This window comes from Gottfriedia acidiceleris, assembly GCF_023115465.1.
GTDB lineage: Bacteria > Bacillota > Bacilli > Bacillales > Bacillaceae_G > Gottfriedia > Gottfriedia acidiceleris_B.
Genome location: NZ_CP096034.1, coordinates 467,443 through 486,316, shown reverse-complemented (window position 1 = coordinate 486,316; position 18,874 = coordinate 467,443). Strand labels below are relative to the sequence as shown.

Genomic DNA, 18,874 nt, shown 5'->3' with positions numbered 1-18,874 from the left:
CTTATTTAATTGAACCGCTTGTAATACCTTTAATAATATGTTTCTGTGCTGCAAAGTAGAAAAGTAATAGTGGTGTTATACCTAAAACAAGACCAGATAACGCTAAGTTCCACTGTTTTGTATATGCTCCAAAGAAGTAGAATGTAGCAAGAGGAATTGTTCTTAACTCCATATCTCTTAATACAAGTGATGGTAATAAGAAGTCATTCCAAATCCATAACGTATTAAGGATGACAATTGTAACCGTAATTGGTTTTAATAGTGGGAAAACTACTTTCCAGAAAACCATAGTTGGTGAACATCCATCAATAATTGCCGCTTCCTCTAACTCAATTGGAATTGTTTTAATAAATCCATGATATAGGAAGATCGATAATGCTGACCCGAAACCTAAATACATTATTACTAATCCCCAATGGCTATTCATTAAATGAAGCGTACTTCCAACTTTCACTAATGGGATCATAATTGATTGGAACGGTATAACCATTGTCGCTACAAAGATAAAGAAAATAATATTTGAAATTTTACTTTTTGAACGAACTAATTTATATGCCGCCATCGAACAGAAAAAGACGATTACAACATTACTAGCAATTGTCACGATTAATGAGTTCATTAACGCTTTCCAGAAATTCATGACTTCAATTGCCTGTTGATAGTTTGTAAAATCTAAGCTTTTTGGAAGCGAAGATGTATTTTGTAAAATATCAGCAAATGATTTAAATGAGTTTCCTAACACATAATAAAAAGGAACTAAGAAGATGAGAGCAAGTATAATTGCCGCTATTTCTAATAGAAAAGTAAAGCCAGTATATCGTTCTTTTAGCATTATGCCTCAACCTCCCTCTTCTTCGTAATGTACACTTGAATAACTGAAATTAACGCAACGACTACGAAGAATACAATCGCTTTTGCTTCACCTAATCCATAACGATTATTAACAAAAGCTTCCGTGTAAATGTTTAAAGCCAACATCTCAGTAGACTTAAATGGTCCACCATTTGTTAATGATAAGTTTGTATCAAACACTTTAAATGACCATGAAATTGTTAAGAATAAACAAACTGTTACAGCAGGTGCTACCATTGGAATAATGATTTTACGTAACACTTGGAATTTATTCGCACCATCAATTTGAGCTGCTTCAATTAATTCCTGTGGTACACCTTGTAGAGCCGCTACATAAATAACCATTATATAACCTGCACCTTGCCAAACTGCTACGATGACAATTGCCCAAAACGCACCTTTTTCTTCACCTAAAAGTGCTCTTTGTAAAAAGTCTGAATGTAATAATTGTCCAATTGAAATTAAACCTTTATTAAAAATGAACTGCCAAATGAAACCTAATAATAATCCACCGATTAAATTTGGAAGGAAAAAGACTGTTCTTAAAATATTTCTAGTCTTCAATGCTTGCGTAACGATTAACGCTAAACTAAAACCAATCACATTTGTTAAAATCACAGCGAATAAAGTATATTTACCCGTTAAAATAAACGAATGGATAAAATCCGTATCTTTTGTAAAAATGTATTTATAATTTTCAAGTCCGACCCACTTAGCAGAATCAGCTACACCATCCCACTGAGTAAATGAATAGAAAAAGCCGATTAAAAATGGCGTTAACACGATCGCTGCAAAAACTATAGTTGCTGGTCCTACAAACGTAAGATAATTTAAAAAATCTCTTAATTTTTTAGATGACTTCTTTGTCTTGGCATCTGTTAAATTTGTATCAATCACTTTTTTCGTTTCAATCATCTGTAACACCTCCACTATCATCATAAAATACCTCTCAAGTTGTGAAAACGTATTCATTTGAACAGTAGGGTGGAATATATTGACTAGATTAATTTTTAGGTTAACAGTTTAATCGTATTTTACCTAGTTTACAAACTGCTGATGACCGACCAAAACACTCCTAAACAAGTCACTCACTGGGTTTATTCATAAAAGTTTCAATTCCTTCTAACTAACTTAAAATAATTACCTTATTAAAAATAATAAAATGTTTACAAACCTTGAAAAAAGAGGGATTATCTAATGAATAAAATAAATAAGAAGATTTTATTTACATTTCTTTTTTTAATTATTTTATTTGTTGTTTTACATAAACCCTCTAAATTAAATAAGGGTTTCCCTATTCCGTTAACTGCATTTCAGTCCAAAATTGACTACAAAAATCAATATGAAGTCTACATTTGGAAAATGGCATCTGAAGAAAATGGTTTACCAGATTATTATGAATTAATTTTAAAAATGTTGAGTTAGAATGAAGTAAAAAAAGAAGCCCTTGGCGCAAGAAAGGTTTTCACCAAGGATTGAGAAATAGTTAATATTATTTCTTTAAATGATAAGATTGAAATTCATTTTATAAATAATTAATTAACCTAAAGAGTGTTCTAATTACGCTTATTTTTTCACTATAAGAAAAACGGAAAAAAACAAAAAACCGCCCTTTTCAAGACGGTTTACATATTGATCCTTATTAATTTCAAGACATCAATTAATATTTAGGATTCGCACCAAATCGATTATCTCCCACTTCACTATCCAAACAGAAGAAAATTATAAGAATAATCGTACCAATAAACGGAATGATTCCAATTAACAACCACCAACCACTTCTACCTGAATCATGTAATCTGCGAGCTCCTACTGCTAAAGATGGCAGTATCGTCAATAGACCATAAATTCCAGTTAATATATTATCGATATCCGCAATGCTTTGTAAAATTGAAAGTATAATAGTGATAATGGCATTAAACAGGAAAAACATCCAATACTCTGTTCTTCTAGCTCTTCCGTTGAATACTGCGTAATTCTTTAATACTTTTAAATACCATTCCACAATGAATCCCTCCTAAGAAGTAAATACGGTACATTTAAGTCTATTCTTACTACCTAGGTAACATTATTAATTTTTAATAATAGGACAATTTATTTTGAATTAACACAAAAAACCGCCAACTTTTAGGCGGTAATAAGCTTAGTTTTTCTCGTGTTGGGCCAAAGTGATCATCATTTAATGAAAAGTTTAGTGAAGAAATACAAAATTATTAATGTATAATAACTTATTATTAATTAAAACATTTTTTGGGAGATTTATTTTGAAACCTATTTTCATAAAATATTTACTGTTAATTTCTTCACTTGTGTTTATTTTTAGGTTTACATTTTTTCCAGTCGCTTCTTTAGGAATAGGTGTTTCTGAGGGTAGATTAAATTTAATCCCCTTAATCAAACTGTTTAATGAATTTAGCAGCATTAAACAATTTATAGTTAATGTCTTTGGAAATATCATTCTTTTTGTGCCATTTGGGTTTATTTTAACATCCATTAAGAGCTCAAAAAAAGTAATACTTATTGGCTTATTTTTATCAGTAAGCATAGAAGTTGTCCAATTTATGATGTCTTTTAGAACCTCAGATATAGATGATGTTATTTTAAATACGATAGGGACTTACATTGGGTATAGAATTCAAAAGATCAATTTATTTAAGAAATAAAATGTACATTAAGTCTTTTCCTAATACCAATGAACATTAATCTTATCTTGGAACTGGCCCAAAACGATTCTCATGATCTTCACTTTTAAAACAAGCAAGTATGAATAAAATAATTGATCCTATAAACGGAATGAAACTAATTAAATACCACCATCCACTTTTACCAATATCATGTAATCTGCGAACACCGACTGCAATTAGTGGCAGCAAGGTAAGCAAACCATAAATTCCAGAAATCATGTTATCTGTATTAGCAAAGTTATCTAATAAATTAAGTAAAAAAGTAATAATTGCATTAATCAAGAAGAACATCCAATATTCTGTTCGACTCGCTCTACCATGAAATCCTACATAATTTTTTAATACTTTTAAATACCATTGCACAACTGATCTCTCCTAAGAAATTATTTTATCCAAAAGCTTGTGTATTCGTCCTTTTTAATATTCCCATAAGAAAAATAAATCACATATTTTATTAAAAAAAATGAAATATAATCAGTGCACAAAAAAAAGAAGTCCAAAATCTCGGACTCCCTCGTCAAAAAACTTATTTATTAACATGTGTTAACGTAGCACCATAAGGAGTTACATCAAAGAAATCTCCATAACCAACAACTGTACCACTACCGTTCGCAATGACTGATTTTCTAGATTTCCATGTTTCTCTCCATTGTTCATTTACATCTGCAGCACGACGGTTAACGATAATATTCATTTTTTTCGTTTCGATTTGTTCTTTTGTCAGGTTTTTTGTATCAATTTTTTTAAAGTCATCTAGGATTAAATTTTTCGTTTTATCCGAAATCGCTCCACTTTGAACAAATATATCAAACATTAGTGCATATCCTCTTTTTGTCCATAATCCGAATGTTTTGTAATACTTTTCTGCTTGATCGAAGTACCATTTTGAAGCATTAATTTGTTCATCAATACATTCTTTACTTGTACCTAGATTTTTAAAGTAAGTCTTCCAAGGCTCTACGACTTGGTATTTATTATTAGGGTCACTGATTGAATCTCCCCAAGCTACCTGTTCTTTTGTCGTTTTGTTCATAATTACATCTTTAAATGTATTATATGAATCCGTATCACCATTAAAAGCTTTCAGGACAACATCATTATGATTTGCGAACATATTTTTCATAATTGGTTGTAAAGTTTCTGTTCCAAAGTTTTCTTGAAGCGCGCCAAAAGATAGTCCGGCACCGTCGAAATTACCACTTGTTTCTCCAAATGCATCAGCCTCAGATGATGATGTTTCATACCATGAAGTGATTTCTAGTGCCATCTTTTTAACTGATTCACTTGCTGGAAGTTTCACTGGAGCAATTGTTTGTGTTGCTGGCTTCTTTGTTGCAACTTTCGGTTTAACAGGAATATTTAACTTTTGTCCAATTCTAATTGTATTCGATTTTAATTTATTTTGCTTTTTAAGCTCTGTAACAGATGTTTTGTATGTTTTAGAAATTTTAGAAAGCGTGTCCCCTTTTTTAACTTTATAAACAACAGATGCAGCATTCGCTGGTACAACTACTGTTCCTAAAGAAAAGACGATCGCTGTTGATAAAATAACATTTTTAATCGATTTTTTCATATTTGATTACTCTCCCTTACTATTAATCTATTTATCTAGGTTAAACTCAGGAATTTCATTTATTTTCGTAACGTTAATTACTATATCACGATAATGAACTCTGTTCATCACATAAAATCTTCCAACCGATAATTCTTTTAATAAAACCCTTTTTAATAATTGCACAAAAAAAGACAATCCTCATCCGAAATTATTTCGAAATAAGGTTTGTCTTAAATTTATACTAATCCTACTGTTTTTTTAACTTATCCCAAGTATCTTGAAGTGATTGCAGTAATTGCTGTGGATTTTTTTGTCCTCCAACATATGCTTGCATTGAAGCACCAAATTCATTTGTTGCACCGTTTGGATACTTAAACCAGTTCCATGATAGTACTTTTCCCTCAGTTGAATATTTTTGAATATCATCAGCAATCGGGCCTAAGCCTTTTCCTTCAATTGTTTTAACTGCTGGAATAAATTTAAACTTTTCAACGATATATTTTTTACCTGTATCAGAAGAAACCATCCAATTTAAAAACTTCTTCGCTTCTTCTTTGTTTTTTGAATTTTTGTTAACTACCCAGTTATTTGGTACACCTACAGGGATTTTATCCATTGCCTCTTTGTCATCATTAATCGGAATTGGTAAAAGACCAAGTTTCATATTTGGCGTAATGCCATCAATCATACCTTGTGTCCAGTTTCCTTGTTGCATCATAGCTGTTTTTCCAGATGCAAAATTTGTAACTTGTGTATTGTAATCTGTTGTTAATGGATTTTTATTTCCATATTTAATCGTTAAATCAAATAATTTTATAAACTCCTTAAATTTATCATTATCAGGGATTTTTACTTTGCCTGCATTTAAATCGGCGATAAATTTATCTGGATCTGGTTGTTGTGCAAATGGAATATTTAATAAATGAATTCCTAAAATCCACCACTCACCATATCCAACTGAAAACGGCGTAATGCCAGCGTCTTTTAATTTTTTTGCTGTTGCTTCTAATTCAGTTAATGTTTTTGGCAATTGTGTAATCCCAGCTTTATCAAATAAGTCTTTGTTGTAAATGAATCCATAGCCTTCCGTGTTCATAGGCATCCCAAGTAATTTTCCATCAACTGTCATCGGTTTTTCGGTTTCCGGATATAAATCCTTCACCCAATCTTGATCTGACAGGTCCTCGAGTTTATCCTTCCAAGTAACGGCCTCTTGGTATCCACCATTATTGAAAATATCTGGTTCATTTCCTGATGCAAATTGAGCTTTCAATGCTGCTCCATAATCTGCACCTCCACCTACTGTTTGAACCTTCACCGTAACATTTTTATTTTCCTTTTCATATTCTTTTGTTAAAGCCTCTAAATCTTTTGCAATTTCAGCTTTAAATTGAAAAATATTTAATGTAACTTTTTCACCAGCACCAGGCTTTTTTGTTTCTTCTTTTTTATTATTACATCCAGTAAACAGCAACATACTAGTTGATAAAACGGCAATCGACTTAAATAATTTTTTATTCATATGATCCTCCTTAACTTACTTTATTGAGCCACTTGTAATACCTCGGATAATTTGCTTTTGGGCAGCGAAGAAAAAGATCAATAATGGCGTAATGCCTAAAACTAATCCGGCAAGTGCTAAATTCCATTGTTTCGTATAAGCGCCAAAAAAATAAAATGTTGCCAGTGGTATTGTGCGTAGCTCTTCATCACGCAAAACTAGAGATGGTAATAAGAAATCATTCCAAATCCATAACGTATTCAATATAACAATTGTTACGGTAATCGGTTTTAATAGAGGAAACACCACTTTCCAAAAAACCATAAATGGTGAACATCCATCAATAATTGCAGCTTCTTCAAGCTCAATTGGAATCCCTTTTATAAAACCGTGATAGAGAAATATAGAAAGTGCTGAGCCAAACGCTAAATACATAACAACAAGTCCATAATGACTATTCATTAAATGAAGTGTACTTCCAACTTTAACAAGTGGAATCATAATTGATTGAAAAGGAATTACCATCGTTGCTACAAAAATAAAGAAAATAACCGTTGAAATTTTATGTCTTGTGCGAACGAGTTTATAAGCTGCCATTGAGCAAAATAAAACGATAAACACATTACTGGCTACTGTTACAATCAAAGAATTCAATAAAGCCCTCCAGAAATCCATAACGGCAATCGCTTGGGAGTAATTTGTAAAATCTAATGATTTTGGTAGCGATGATGTATTTTGTAAAATATCTGCAAAGGATTTAAACGAGTTTCCTAATACATAGTAGAAGGGAATAAGGAAAAATATCGCTAAAATGATCCCAAATAGCTCAAGCAAAAACGATAGTCCGGTATAGCGTTCATTTCCCACTATGCTTCAACCTCCCTTTTCTTCGTTATATAAACTTGGAGAATTGAAATAGCTGCGACAACGACGAAGAAGACAATAGCTTTTGCTTCTCCTAATCCGTATCGATTGTTTACAAATGCTTCTGTATAAATGTTTAACGCAAGCATTTCTGTCGATTTAAATGGTCCACCGCCAGTAAGTGATAAATTTTGATCAAATACTTTAAATGACCATGAGATTGTTAAAAATAAACAGACAGTTACAGCTGGTGCTACCATTGGAATGATGATTTTCCTTAAAGTTGTAAAACGATCTGCGCCGTCAACTTGAGCTGCTTCAATCAATTCCTGAGGCACTCCTTGGAGTGCGGCTACATAAATAATCATGATATACCCTGCACCTTGCCAGATGGCTACAATGATAATTGCCCAAAACGCTCCATTTGCAGTACCTAGCAATGACTGCATTAATGAATCGATCCCTAGCGCAGCTCCTAATGAAGTGAGACCTTTATTAAAAATGAATTGCCAAATAAAACCGAGTAATAGTCCACCTATTAAGTTAGGTAAAAAGAAAATCGTTCTAAGGATATTTCTTGATTTGAGCCCCTTTGTAACTAATAGAGCTAAGCCAAAACCAATCAAATTCGTTAAAATTACAGCAAAAAACGTATACTTTGTCGTAATTATAAAAGACTGTTTAAAGTCTGCATCTTGCGTAAATATGTACTTATAATTATCAAAACCGACATAATGGATATTTCCAACTACCCCATTCCAATTTGTAAAGGAATAATACAGACCCATTAAAAACGGAATAAGCACTAAAGCTGCAAATACTAGAAAGGCTGGACCAACAAATACGATAAAACTTCCACTATTTCTACGTTTCTTTCGATAGGAGACTTTAAAGTCAGTAGCATCATCTACAACTGTTTCAACTTCTTTATTCATTGCTTTATCAAACTTTGACAACTATGTACCTCCCTTCATATCGATCTATAAAAAAAAGCAACTCCACTTTATTATTAAAAAGTAGAGTTGCTTTTATACGGAATGCATTCTATTTGAGTCAAGATGCACTCTTCATATGAGTGCTACGTTGATCCTTTTGATAATTTACAATAATAATACCTGATGTAACCATCACTAAACCAATAAATACAAGATAAGATAACACTTCATTCAGCATGATTGATGATAAAATTACACCAAAAACAGGAACTAAGAATAAGTACATTGATACTTTTCCAACTTGGTTATATTTCATAACATTGTTCCAGAGTATAAAACCTACAGATGAAAGCACTGACAAATAAACTAGCATGCCAAACGTTTTTAAATCAAAGTGGAACGGTAAAAACCCTGCCGTTAAACCACCAATTAATAACAATCCAATCGAACCAATCATCATTTGATATGCCGTTAAATAGGCAACATCCACTTTCTTTGCAGCTTCCTTCGCAAGTACATTACCATAGCCACCAAACGCCATTGCAACCAATAATAAAATCTCACCAATTCCTAAATGTAAAGAAAGAGTGCCTTTTGTAATATTTACGATAATTACACCCGCAAACCCTACCGTTACTCCCAGTATCTTACGCAAGTTTAAACGATCATTTTTATACATAAAATGCGCTGCTAAAAGTTGAAAAAACGAAGTAGTTCCAGCAATTATCGAGCCTTGAACGCCCGTTGAAAAACTCAATCCAATATAAAACAACACATATTGTAAAAACGTTTGAAACAAACCTACTTTTCCTACTACAAAAAAAGTATCTCGCTTAAAAGTTAACTTTCTACCTAATATCGTAAAAAATATTAAAATTAACAATGAGGCCAAAAAGAAACGATAACCCGCAAAAATCATTTGCTTCCAAATCGCATTCTTCCCAATATGCAAGTGCTCATAACTTAGCTTAATAAATGGAAATGCGCTTCCCCATAAAAAAGTTGTAATAACTGCTGATGCAATCACTCCCAAAGGATGTGTAAAAAATCTCTTTGCAGACATTGTTTCCCTCCATAAGCCTTTTTCTCTCTATAGAATACAGTTTATTCTATCATCTATAGGGCATTCCTACTATTGTTTGATTTTGAGAAAGGCCTGAACGTAAAGACATTTGTTGAAAAACTTTTTATGAGAATTTTATTTAATTCGCTTATACCCTAAAAAATGCTTTTTCCAATATGAGTCATTTATATTCGAAATCGTAACGCCTGTACTACTACCAGCTTGTATAAATTCATTTTGGTTTAACATAATTCCCATGTGTGATGGTCCATACGTATATGTATTTTGAAAAAATATTAAATCGCCTGGCTGTGATGATGTGACTTTTTGGAATGAAGTATTGTTATGCCAATAACCTGATACATTTGTTCTTCCAAACGGCTTACCATTTTCCTTAAGGACATAATAAATAAAACCACTGCAATCAAAACCCGTAGGAGAAACTCCTGCCCACTTGTAAGGAACTCCTAAAAATTGTTTTGCAAACGAAATCATATTTTGCTCATCACTAGTCGAATCAATTGAATGATCAATTTCTTTATCAGTATATCCAGCACTTATATAACCCGTTTTTCCTTGATAGATTATTTTGTGCCAACCATTTGAAGTTGAAATAACATCTAACTTCTGATTTTTTGTCGCACTTCCTATTATATTGTAATTCGTTCCTGCCCCTGCGCGAATATTTACTCTTGCTCCAGTTACAATATATTTAATCGTACTATATACTGGTTTTTCATCTTCAATTTTCTTTTGTTTCTGAACATAAGTGCCGCTTATGTAACCAATTCTTCCTTGATAAATAATCTTGTACCAACCATTTGAGGAAGATTGAACATCTAATTTATCATTCTTATTTACACTTCCTAAAATACTATAATTCGTTCCTGCTCCCGATCGAATACGTACACCGTTCCCTGTTGAGATGTAAATGAAGGTATTACTATCTATTGTTTCATTTTCAACATTACTACTTTGTTTTTTAACATAAGTACCACTGATGTATCCAACTCTTCCCTCGTAATTAATCTTATACCAACCATTTGAGGAAGATATGACATCTAATTTAGCATTCTTATTTACATTTCCTAAAATACTATAATTCGTACCTGCCCCTGAACGAATACGTACCCCATTCCCAGTTGAGATATAATGATCCACGTATGTGATTAACTCTTTGGGTTGATTTGTGATTGTACCTTCTGCATCCGCTTCTAATAGATCCATAGAATTAATACATGAAACAGATCCTATGATTGCAATCGATTGTATAATTTTTTTTTTCAAAATCTCCACCAGCTTTTTATTTTTATTTATATTTGCTATACTTTTTGAATTTTAAATAGATGAACTAGCTTTTAATGTAGTAACAAATATGTATTTTAATGTGCTTACTGTATAAATATCGGTTGGATGCTTAAAATTCTTTAATAAACATCAGAAAATTTATTAATAGAAAGAACCGTTAAAATGAAATAGGCAGACTGAAGCACTGGCTGCCCATCTCTACCTTTATTTTCACAACTCGATCACACTCATTAAAAAATTTTTAATTTAAAAGCAAATTTTTTTCTCACATATAAAGTAATGTGGTAATATATATTTAATAAGAATTATTTTAATTAACAAATCTGTGAACTACACATCTAAGAGATTAAATAAATAGTAAGGTCTTATAAAATGTACGCTGCTGTCCTAGGACGGCAGCTTTCGTCGTTTTATAAGGATAGTGAATTTGATTATTTTTCTCAATTGAAAATAAGAAAGGGGTATTTATTATGGAAGCAAGTCCAAAAGTTACTACGATTCATGCTACATATGAAGCAGACCATGTGGAATCTCCATCATTTCTTTCAAAACATGGAGAATTAATTGCCGCTTTAGTTTCTGGTGTATTAATTCTAATTGCTTCATTCATTAAGAATGATAATTCAATCATGTCGATTATTTTATATGTTTTAGCATTTTGTATTGGAGGTTACGCAAAGGCAAAGGAAGGTATTGAAGATACGATTGCTGAAAAGGAACTAAACGTTGAAATGCTGATGATTATTGCGGCAGTTGGTTCAGCTGCAATTGGATATTGGACTGAAGGTGCAGTACTAATTTTCATATTTGCTTTAAGTGGCGCACTTGAAACATATACGTTAAATAAAACAAATAAAGAGATTTCTTCACTATTATCTCTTCAGCCACAAACTGCAATTCGATTAGTCGATGAAGTTGAAGAAGTTGTCAGCATTAAAAGTTTAAACATTGGTGATTATATTTTAATTAAAGCTGGAGAACGTATCCCTGCTGATGGACAGATCGTTAAAGGAGAAACATTAGTAGATGAAGCTGCTCTTACAGGTGAATCAGTTCCAGTTGTTAAAAACTTAAATGATGAAGTGTTTGCAGGAACAATCAACATTAAAGGAACGCTTGTAGTAGAAATTACGAAACATAGTGATGAAACTCTTTTCCAAAAAATCATTAATCTTGTTCAAACAGCTCAAAGTGAACAAACTCCTTCCCAACAATTCATTGAAAAATTTGAAGGTGTTTATGTTAAAGGAGTATTAATTGCTGTATTTTTTATGATGTTTTTACCACATTTTGCATTAGATTGGTCATGGACAACAACATTTTATCGAGCAATGATTTTATTAGTTGTTGCATCACCTTGTGCATTAGTAGCATCGATTACACCAGCTGTTTTATCTGCAATCTCGAATGGAGCAAAGTCGGGAATTCTTGTTAAAGGTGGTATTCATCTTGAGCGATTAGGTGTATTAAAAGCAATCGCATTCGATAAAACTGGTACTTTAACGATTGGTAAACCCGAGGTAACTGGTTTTGAGAAAATAGAAGATTTTGATCGTACAGAGTTATTATCAATCGTTGCTTCAATTGAAAGATACTCAACTCACCCGCTAGCTGCAGCAATTGTTGAATACACAACGAAACAAGGAATCACAGTATCTTCGTCATTTGAACAAATTGATGACCACCCAGGTTTCGGAGTATCAGCGATTTTAAATGGTTCTGAGTACAGAGTTGGTAAAAAAGAATTCGTAACGATGAAACAAAACCCTCTTATTCATTTTGAACAAAAATGGGAACAAGAAGGAAATACAATTGTTTATGTAGGTACTCAAGATAAAGTTGTTGCGATTTTTTCATTAAAAGATTTAGTTCGTAACGAATCAAAGCAAGCCTTATCGACTTTAAATAAATTAGGTGTTCAAACAGTCATGATTACAGGTGACTCTGAACAAACAGCGAAAGCAATTGCTGCCGAAAGTGAAATCAATGAATACTTTGCATCATGCTTACCGGATGAAAAAGTTTCGATTGTTAAAAAGCTAAAAGACCACTACGGTCAAGTAGCAATGGTTGGTGATGGTATAAACGATGCCCCTGCCCTAGCGACTGCAAATGTAGGTATTGCAATGGGTGGCGGAACTGGAGTTGCCCTAGAAACTGCAGATGTCGTTTTGATGAAAAACGACTTAACAAAAATATCAAAAGCAATCACTTTATCTAAACGCATGAACAGGATCATAAAACAAAATATTATCTTTTCACTAGGCGTAATTGCATTACTAATCTGCTCGAATTTCTTACAAATCATTGATTTACCTTATGGAGTAATCGGTCACGAAGGAAGTACAATTTTAGTTATTCTTAACTCATTAAGATTATTAAGAGATTAAAAAAAAGCATCGTACAAAATTTGTACGATGCTTTTTTCTTCTAAACTGAACTAGTAATGAGCCTTTTTAGCAGGAAAAGCGAGTATTCTAATCAGTCTAAAAATTAATGATAATCATTATGTCCGTTTGCAGAACCGCTAGTTTTTCCCTTTGGGTGAGAGCTACTTTTTTGTTTCTTATTCGATTTATCATTATGGTTTTTCTTATTATTACTCATTTTTAATGTTCCTCCCTTTTTGAAGTCTTTTTTAGTTTACCTCTCTAAAATAAGACTACTCATGGAAGAAAACTCCATTATTATGATAGTAGAAATTATTTTGGATTTGGATTATTTGGGTCAATTAGTTTTGGTTTAGATTTGTGCTTACCATATTGTCTTTGCTTTATTAATGCATTAAGCTCTCCACCAATAATCACAACCATTGCCGAAATAAAAAACCAAATCATCAAGACGATAATTCCACCTAAACTACCGTAATGACTTGTATAATTACCAAAATTATCAACGTAAAAAGCAAATCCAAAAGATGAAATAATCCATCCAAATGTTGCAAATAGCGAACCAAAGAATACCTTTTTAATGTGAACTACTTTACTTGGTCCAATGGAATATAGAACAGTAAATACAATCATTAAAATCACAAAGCTTAGTGTCCAGCGAATTAAGCTCCAAGTATACAAAAAATCCTGAGATATATCTAAAAATTGAAATACAGACTTAGCAATTACTTTCCCGAACACTGGTATTAATAATGCAAAGACAATAACAAAAATCATAATAATTGTTAAAAGAATTGAAACTCCTCTTGTAACAAAGTAATTTCGTTTATCTTCTACATCATACGCATCATTAAGTGCACGGATGATTGCATTAATCCCATTGGACGCAGCCCAAATTGTCGCAATTAACCCTACTGATAAAACTCCACCATGTGATTGCCCGATTATTAACTGCAAGTTACTTCGTATAATAGCCATCGCATCTGGCGGAGCATATTGACTTAAAAATGACAAGATTTGTTCAGTAGAAAGTGGTAAATAGGTTACGACTTGAGTTAGAACAAGTAGAAATGGAAAAAGAGATAGCATTAAGTAATATGCTAGCTCCGCTGAACGAGATACTATTTCGTCTTCCATACACTTTTTCACTAAATCCCAAACAAATGCTACAATAGAATTCTTTTTCTTAATCAAATTGACACCTTCAATTGTTATTCTTTAGATGTATTACCTGCCAATAAAATTGATTCTACTTTCTCTTGTACTTCATCTGCATTTTCATCAGTTAAATCTTCAATACCTTCAAGAGTAGCTTCTAACTGCTCGTCAGTTTCAGAAGTTTCATTTTCATGATTTACTTCTAGTGAAGTTGCTGAAATTTGCGATTTGCCTTCTTCTAAATCGATTGAATCTTCAATTTTCGCTTCTACAGCTTCAACTGCTTTTTCTGATACTTTAGAAGAGCCTTTATCAAACTTATTTAATGTTGAATCTTTAATTTCGATCCATTTATCTTTTACAAGCTGTACATTGCCTTCTAATTTCTCAACTGAGCTTTGTACTACTCTCAACTGATTTCGAACAGCACCTTTTACGATTTCTGGATCTTCTTTAATTTGATTTAATTTATTTGTTACGCTTCTTCCTTTACGTGAGATTTTCTCACGATTTTCCTTGTTAAGTAGAGTAACCCCTGCACCAATTGCGACTCCGACTAGAATATTGCGTAAAGCTTTGTTACGTTTTGACATTCTACATCCTCCTCTAAACTGTTAATTGGTGTTGCTTTAAAATATGCTGAAGTAAATGAGAGCATCCTTCTGTAATGACGTCATATACTTCATTAAAATTACCCGTATAATATGGATCAGGCACTTCCTTCCACATTGATGCTGGAACATAATCTGAAAGTAGTGAAATCTCTCCTATACAATTATTTCTTGCTAAATTCATTAAATCCTCTTTATTCTGTGCATCCATAGCAACAATATAACTAAAATATTTAAAGTCATTATCTGTCACTTTTCGAGCTTTCATACCTTCACAATTAATACCTTTTTCACTCAATAAACCTTGTGTTCCCTTATGTGGAGGGTGACCTAAATGCCAATCTCCAGTACCAGCTGAGTCTATCATAAATTGTTTATCTAACCCTTTTTCTGTCACTAAATGACGAAAAACAGCCTCAGCCATTGGCGATCGACAAATGTTACCTAAACAGACAAATAATACTTGAATCATCTTTATGTCTCCTTCAAATTATTTACACTTTCTGCCAAAATTTAGCTGTTTCTTTCGTATTCATTCTACACGGTAAATTTTAAAATGAAAAGCAAGCCACTGTGAATAATTTATGACCAGTATAAATAAGATAAAAGTTATCATGCTTATTTTTTACATAATAGCTATGATTACACTCATTTTTTAAAAATAATTTTAATGTCTATCTAAAAAGTTAACTCAGTTAATGTTTTTCGCGATTCTTACAAAGATTCCATTAACAATGGCCAAATTTTTTTAATTTTTAAGATAAATTAATTGTATTTTTAAAAGACCTTGACTATATTTAGTAAAGACAACTAAATGTAAGCTTAAACCACAAGGGGAGCCATTTGGCTGAGAGTGAATAGATTAGCTATTCTTACCCTCTGAACCTGTTAGTTAGTACTAACGTAGGGATGTGGCACGATGAAAAAGCAACACCGGGATCATCATGCTACCCAGTATTGCTTTTTTTATTTATTCCTACTTAAATCTCCCTAGTTTGAAATGTGGAAGTGGCTCGCTTTTGCCCCGACACCACAAAGGGCAAGCGCTGGACCTAGACATTACTAAATGTTTGCGACTATTCGCTCAAAGCATCATTACTTACAAAGTGTTTCACTACATAAGTTGTCCACTAGATAAAGGGGGAAAAGATATATGAAGACATCAAAGATTCAATTAATGACAGAAATAGCGATGTGTGCAGCACTAGCAATCATTTTTGATTTCTTACCATTGTTTACTGCACCTCAAGGTGGCTCTGTATCATTATCAATGATTCCAGTTTTTCTAATTGCTTTTCGTTGGGGATTAAAACAAGGATTAATTACTGGACTATTATTAGCAGCACTACAAATCGTTACAAAGCTATACTTTGTTCATCCAATCCAAGTATTTTTAGACTATATTGCAGCATTTACAAGTCTCGGATTGGCTGGTCTTGTATATAAACAAATAAAAAATAGTTTAGCATATGGCAATAAAAAAAGTGCAGCAGCCTATATAATTTTAGGAACTTTTATCGGTTCATTAGCTCGATTTATCTGTCACTTTATAGCTGGGATTGTATTCTACGGTTCATACGCTCCAAAAGGTACACCAGTTTCTCTTTATTCATTAGTATATAATGCATGGTATATGGTTCCTTCTTTTATTATTAGTGCAGTTCTATTAATCATTTTACTTTCTTCTGCACCAGCTCTTGTTCATGTTAAAAAGAATCGAAATCAAGCAGCATAAGGATCGAAACTTCCTTCAAGTTTACACAATTTAATTAGAAAAAACTGAATCCTCCATCGATTTTTTTGATCTACTCAATGGGGGATTCACCTTCCCTTTTACAACTAATTATTTCCTGATTTTAGAGTGGCGTATCTGCTAATGTCCACGTTAAAGTCGTCTTATATTTAGCTCCTACTTCTTTATAAGCTGCTCCTGGCACGAAAAGAGTTACACTTGATGAATTCAGACCATATGCGATTGTCCACGTACCGAGTCCCTTACCCTCATCTGCAAAGGCTACATCCTGTGCACCTCCACCTGGAACCAATGTTACTGTAGTGGCTACTGGTTTATACTGCTCTTCGGTAGTTGAGTTTAAAATAGGATTATTTAATTTTAATACGGCACCAGTTAACTCATTATTTTCACTTTTAAATTGCTCACTTTGTTGCACAGATAATTTCCACCCTGTATTTGTTCTACGATGGTCTGTTACTTGAATAAAATTTGGTACTTGAATGACCGAGCCATCTGAAGTTTGTTTTACTTGATCTAATTGAGCAGTATAAACTTCATTACTACCAGAAATTTCATGTTCCCCAAAGTGAAAATTTGACACATAGTCAATACTTAATGAACTCTTTGTTCCCGGTTCATGAGGATTATCTGGATCAATCGGGTTAACTGGTTCGACTGGACTTGTTGGGTTCGTTGGATTGACTGGATTTTTTGTTTCTGCTGTTACCGTTACATTTGTATTTGTACTAGTATTACCTGCGACATCTGTTGCAGTTACACTCACTACATCCCCCGCATACAACGTCCACGGCGTTACGGATACCGAATATGAACCATCTGCTCCGGCTTTTGTCGTTAAAAATGATTGGTCAGGTAATGCTATTTTCACAGTACTATTCGCCTCTGTTGTGCCCGTTATACTTGCACTAATATCTGTAATCGGATTTACAACTGGCGGTAAAATAGTTTTGTCTACTGTAAAGTGTAGAATTGTTTGATTACCTGCTCTATCAGTGATATCTAATGTGTGTTCACCATCTGCTGGGTTTATTGTTCCAGAAGAAATAGTTGCCCCATTTAATTTAGCAGTATCAATACCACTGAGTGCATCACTGAATGTAATGTTTGTTGCTGTATTTTTATTATATAATTGCCCGTCAGCATAGTTGGTAATCGGTAGTTCTTTATCAATTTTGACTGTAAATTTAGCTCCAGGATCGGTTACTGGATTACTTTGGTTGCCAGAATCATCTTTTGCTCTAATTAGAATATTTGTCGTACCTTGGGTTGAAACTGTATAATCAACGCCTGATGAGGTGGCATTACTTAAACCGGCTTTACTCCATGTTTCACCATTATCTGTTGAAACTTCGTACGATGTTGGATCGACACCATGATCGTCAGTTGCTGTAAAGTGAATTGTCGTGTTTTTATTGGTCCATGATTCACCACTTTTGTAATCTTTTGGTATGGTAATAGCTGCATCCGTTATTTTTGGTGCCTCAGTATCTAGTACTGTAACAGAAACATGATCAACCTGAAAGATTTGAAATCCACTACCATCAATAGCATCTTTTACACCGTCTTCAAAAGCAATGCTAAGATGTACTTTAGTTCCGACCGCAGTGAAAGTAGTCGTTACGTTTTGAGGACTTGTGTAGACTCTCCATTCTCTATCTGTCGTGGTACCACTTGCTGTATCAGTTAAAAACCAAGAATACCTAGGATGAGTATTCTTATTTTCAATAAGTTTAAAAGGAAACTTTAAGATATAGGTTTTGCCTGGAATTGTGTTAATCGTTTGCCTCATACTCATATACTCTTGGGAATCTACAGTGTTTAATACTTTTAATAAAATTCCACCCCCAGGAACAGGTTTAACATAACTTTTTGGATTGACTTCACCAAAAACCTTATACCAGCCGTCACCTTGAGCCTCTAAATTGGAGCTATAAGGCCCTTGACTTTGATTTTTATTTAAATACGCTAGAAATGACCAATTTGGAAAAGTAGTTGTTTGACTTTCAAAATTAAATGTAGGGTTTTGGATCAAGTTTGGAAATGTTGCTGCTTCTGTAATAGTAGGTTTAAGTAGTCCCTTTAATCCAAGTAGTCTCGGTTGCGTCCCACTGGTCATGAAGACAAAAATGGAAGCTAAAACAGTCGCTTTAAAAAGTAGCTTTCTTTTTTTTACCATTATGTTTCTCCGTTCCAAAAT

The 18,874-nt window shown here is 33.0% G+C and carries 18 protein-coding genes and 1 riboswitch; of the genes, 4 read left to right on the top strand and 14 right to left on the bottom strand.

All coding sequences use genetic code 11. The features are described from left to right. Position 1 precedes the first annotated feature (1 nt). Both MY490_RS02320 and MY490_RS02315 read right to left on the bottom strand, forming a co-directional pair. Positions 2-832, bottom strand: a complete 831-nt coding sequence (locus tag MY490_RS02320; RefSeq protein ID WP_248267816.1) for a carbohydrate ABC transporter permease — start codon at positions 830-832, stop codon at positions 2-4. Beyond that, positions 832-1,767 carry a carbohydrate ABC transporter permease gene (locus tag MY490_RS02315; RefSeq protein WP_248267815.1) on the bottom strand — a complete coding sequence of 312 codons (936 nt, stop codon included), beginning with the start codon at positions 1,765-1,767 and terminating at the stop codon, positions 832-834. Before MY490_RS02315 ends, MY490_RS02320 begins: the two co-directional genes overlap by 1 nt. Before the next feature lie 282 nt (positions 1,768-2,049). Here MY490_RS02315 and MY490_RS02310 point away from each other — a divergent pair, with 282 nt between their 5' ends. After that, positions 2,050-2,277, top strand: a complete 228-nt coding sequence (locus tag MY490_RS02310; protein ID WP_248267814.1) for a hypothetical protein — start codon at positions 2,050-2,052, stop codon at positions 2,275-2,277. Between the two features lie 235 nt (positions 2,278-2,512). Here the strand turns inward: MY490_RS02310 and MY490_RS02305 are convergent, their stop codons facing one another. Next, positions 2,513-2,857: a DUF805 domain-containing protein gene (locus tag MY490_RS02305; RefSeq protein ID WP_248267813.1), complete on the bottom strand. Its 345-nt coding sequence runs from the start codon at positions 2,855-2,857 to the stop codon at positions 2,513-2,515. Between the two features lie 259 nt (positions 2,858-3,116). Here MY490_RS02305 and MY490_RS02300 point away from each other — a divergent pair, with 259 nt between their 5' ends. Continuing rightward, positions 3,117-3,515 (top strand): VanZ family protein, encoded by a 399-nt coding sequence (locus MY490_RS02300; protein WP_248267812.1) that lies wholly within the window; start codon positions 3,117-3,119, stop codon positions 3,513-3,515. Between the two features lie 42 nt (positions 3,516-3,557). Here MY490_RS02300 and MY490_RS02295 read toward each other — a convergent pair whose 3' ends face one another. The 7 genes from MY490_RS02295 to MY490_RS02265 all read right to left on the bottom strand — a co-directional run bounded on the left by MY490_RS02295 (position 3,558) and on the right by MY490_RS02265 (position 10,741). Continuing rightward, complete coding sequence (locus tag MY490_RS02295) at positions 3,558-3,899, bottom strand: DUF805 domain-containing protein (RefSeq protein ID WP_248267811.1); 342 nt, start codon at positions 3,897-3,899, stop codon at positions 3,558-3,560. 163 nt (positions 3,900-4,062) lie between these two features. Further along, positions 4,063-5,109, bottom strand: a complete 1,047-nt coding sequence (locus MY490_RS02290; RefSeq protein ID WP_248267810.1) for a LysM peptidoglycan-binding domain-containing protein — start codon at positions 5,107-5,109, stop codon at positions 4,063-4,065. A 229-nt stretch (positions 5,110-5,338) separates the two neighbouring features. Next, complete coding sequence (locus tag MY490_RS02285; RefSeq protein WP_248267809.1) at positions 5,339-6,613, bottom strand: ABC transporter substrate-binding protein; 1,275 nt, start codon at positions 6,611-6,613, stop codon at positions 5,339-5,341. 15 nt (positions 6,614-6,628) lie between these two features. Then, complete coding sequence (locus MY490_RS02280) at positions 6,629-7,459, bottom strand: carbohydrate ABC transporter permease (protein WP_248267808.1); 831 nt, start codon at positions 7,457-7,459, stop codon at positions 6,629-6,631. Next, the gene (locus MY490_RS02275; protein WP_248269304.1) at positions 7,459-8,391 is read right to left on the bottom strand and encodes a carbohydrate ABC transporter permease; all 933 of its coding nucleotides are present in this window, start codon (positions 8,389-8,391) and stop codon (positions 7,459-7,461) included. The genes MY490_RS02280 and MY490_RS02275 overlap by 1 nt, the downstream gene beginning before the upstream one ends. Before the next feature lie 118 nt (positions 8,392-8,509). Next, complete coding sequence (locus MY490_RS02270; RefSeq protein WP_248267807.1) at positions 8,510-9,454, bottom strand: DMT family transporter; 945 nt, start codon at positions 9,452-9,454, stop codon at positions 8,510-8,512. A 135-nt stretch (positions 9,455-9,589) separates the two neighbouring features. Beyond that, positions 9,590-10,741 (bottom strand): C40 family peptidase, encoded by a 1,152-nt coding sequence (locus tag MY490_RS02265; protein WP_248267806.1) that lies wholly within the window; start codon positions 10,739-10,741, stop codon positions 9,590-9,592. Positions 10,742-11,232: 491 nt separating this feature from the next. On the opposite strand from MY490_RS02265, the gene MY490_RS02260 reads away from it, so the two are divergent. Then, positions 11,233-13,152 carry a heavy metal translocating P-type ATPase gene (locus MY490_RS02260; RefSeq protein ID WP_348983780.1) on the top strand — a complete coding sequence of 640 codons (1,920 nt, stop codon included), beginning with the start codon at positions 11,233-11,235 and terminating at the stop codon, positions 13,150-13,152. Positions 13,153-13,464: 312 nt separating this feature from the next. Here the strand turns inward: MY490_RS02260 and MY490_RS02255 are convergent, their stop codons facing one another. From MY490_RS02255 to MY490_RS02245, 3 genes are read right to left on the bottom strand one after another with little or no spacing between them, the layout of a single operon-like run. Continuing rightward, entirely contained in the window at positions 13,465-14,346 is an 882-nt protein-coding gene (locus MY490_RS02255) for a YihY/virulence factor BrkB family protein (protein WP_248267805.1), read from the bottom strand. A gap of 17 nt (positions 14,347-14,363) precedes the next feature. Next, on the bottom strand, positions 14,364-14,903 hold the full coding sequence (locus tag MY490_RS02250; protein ID WP_248267804.1) for a hypothetical protein: 540 nt from the start codon (positions 14,901-14,903) through the stop codon (positions 14,364-14,366). Positions 14,904-14,916: 13 nt separating this feature from the next. Further along, complete coding sequence (locus tag MY490_RS02245; protein WP_248267803.1) at positions 14,917-15,393, bottom strand: low molecular weight protein-tyrosine-phosphatase; 477 nt, start codon at positions 15,391-15,393, stop codon at positions 14,917-14,919. Between the two features lie 350 nt (positions 15,394-15,743). Further along, a riboswitch (TPP riboswitch) is annotated at positions 15,744-15,848 on the top strand. A 226-nt stretch (positions 15,849-16,074) separates the two neighbouring features. Between MY490_RS02245 and thiT the strand changes: the two genes are divergently transcribed. Further along, positions 16,075-16,656 carry an energy-coupled thiamine transporter ThiT gene (gene thiT, locus MY490_RS02240; RefSeq protein WP_248267802.1) on the top strand — a complete coding sequence of 194 codons (582 nt, stop codon included), beginning with the start codon at positions 16,075-16,077 and terminating at the stop codon, positions 16,654-16,656. 121 nt (positions 16,657-16,777) lie between these two features. Here the strand turns inward: thiT and MY490_RS02235 are convergent, their stop codons facing one another. Beyond that, entirely contained in the window at positions 16,778-18,853 is a 2,076-nt protein-coding gene (locus tag MY490_RS02235; RefSeq protein ID WP_248267801.1) for a WxL domain-containing protein, read from the bottom strand. Between the last annotated feature and the right edge of the window lie 21 nt (positions 18,854-18,874).

Excerpts from the sequence above, each read along its gene's own strand:
- MY490_RS02270 (WP_248267807.1), bottom strand. The coding sequence starts at position 9,454 with ATGTCTGCAAAGAGATTTTTTACACATCCTTTGGGAGTGATTGCATCA.
- thiT (WP_248267802.1), top strand. The coding sequence starts at position 16,075 with ATGAAGACATCAAAGATTCAATTAATGACAGAAATAGCGATGTGTGCA.
- MY490_RS02245 (WP_248267803.1), bottom strand. The coding sequence starts at position 15,393 with ATGATTCAAGTATTATTTGTCTGTTTAGGTAACATTTGTCGATCGCCA.
- MY490_RS02315 (WP_248267815.1), bottom strand. The coding sequence starts at position 1,767 with ATGATTGAAACGAAAAAAGTGATTGATACAAATTTAACAGATGCCAAG.
- MY490_RS02260 (WP_348983780.1), top strand. The coding sequence starts at position 11,233 with ATGGAAGCAAGTCCAAAAGTTACTACGATTCATGCTACATATGAAGCA.
- MY490_RS02275 (WP_248269304.1), bottom strand. The coding sequence starts at position 8,391 with ATGAATAAAGAAGTTGAAACAGTTGTAGATGATGCTACTGACTTTAAA.
- MY490_RS02290 (WP_248267810.1), bottom strand. The coding sequence starts at position 5,109 with ATGAAAAAATCGATTAAAAATGTTATTTTATCAACAGCGATCGTCTTT.
- MY490_RS02285 (WP_248267809.1), bottom strand. The coding sequence starts at position 6,613 with ATGAATAAAAAATTATTTAAGTCGATTGCCGTTTTATCAACTAGTATG.
- MY490_RS02310 (WP_248267814.1), top strand. The coding sequence starts at position 2,050 with ATGAATAAAATAAATAAGAAGATTTTATTTACATTTCTTTTTTTAATT.
- MY490_RS02235 (WP_248267801.1), bottom strand. The coding sequence starts at position 18,853 with ATGGTAAAAAAAAGAAAGCTACTTTTTAAAGCGACTGTTTTAGCTTCC.
- MY490_RS02250 (WP_248267804.1), bottom strand. The coding sequence starts at position 14,903 with ATGTCAAAACGTAACAAAGCTTTACGCAATATTCTAGTCGGAGTCGCA.
- MY490_RS02320 (WP_248267816.1), bottom strand. The coding sequence starts at position 832 with ATGCTAAAAGAACGATATACTGGCTTTACTTTTCTATTAGAAATAGCG.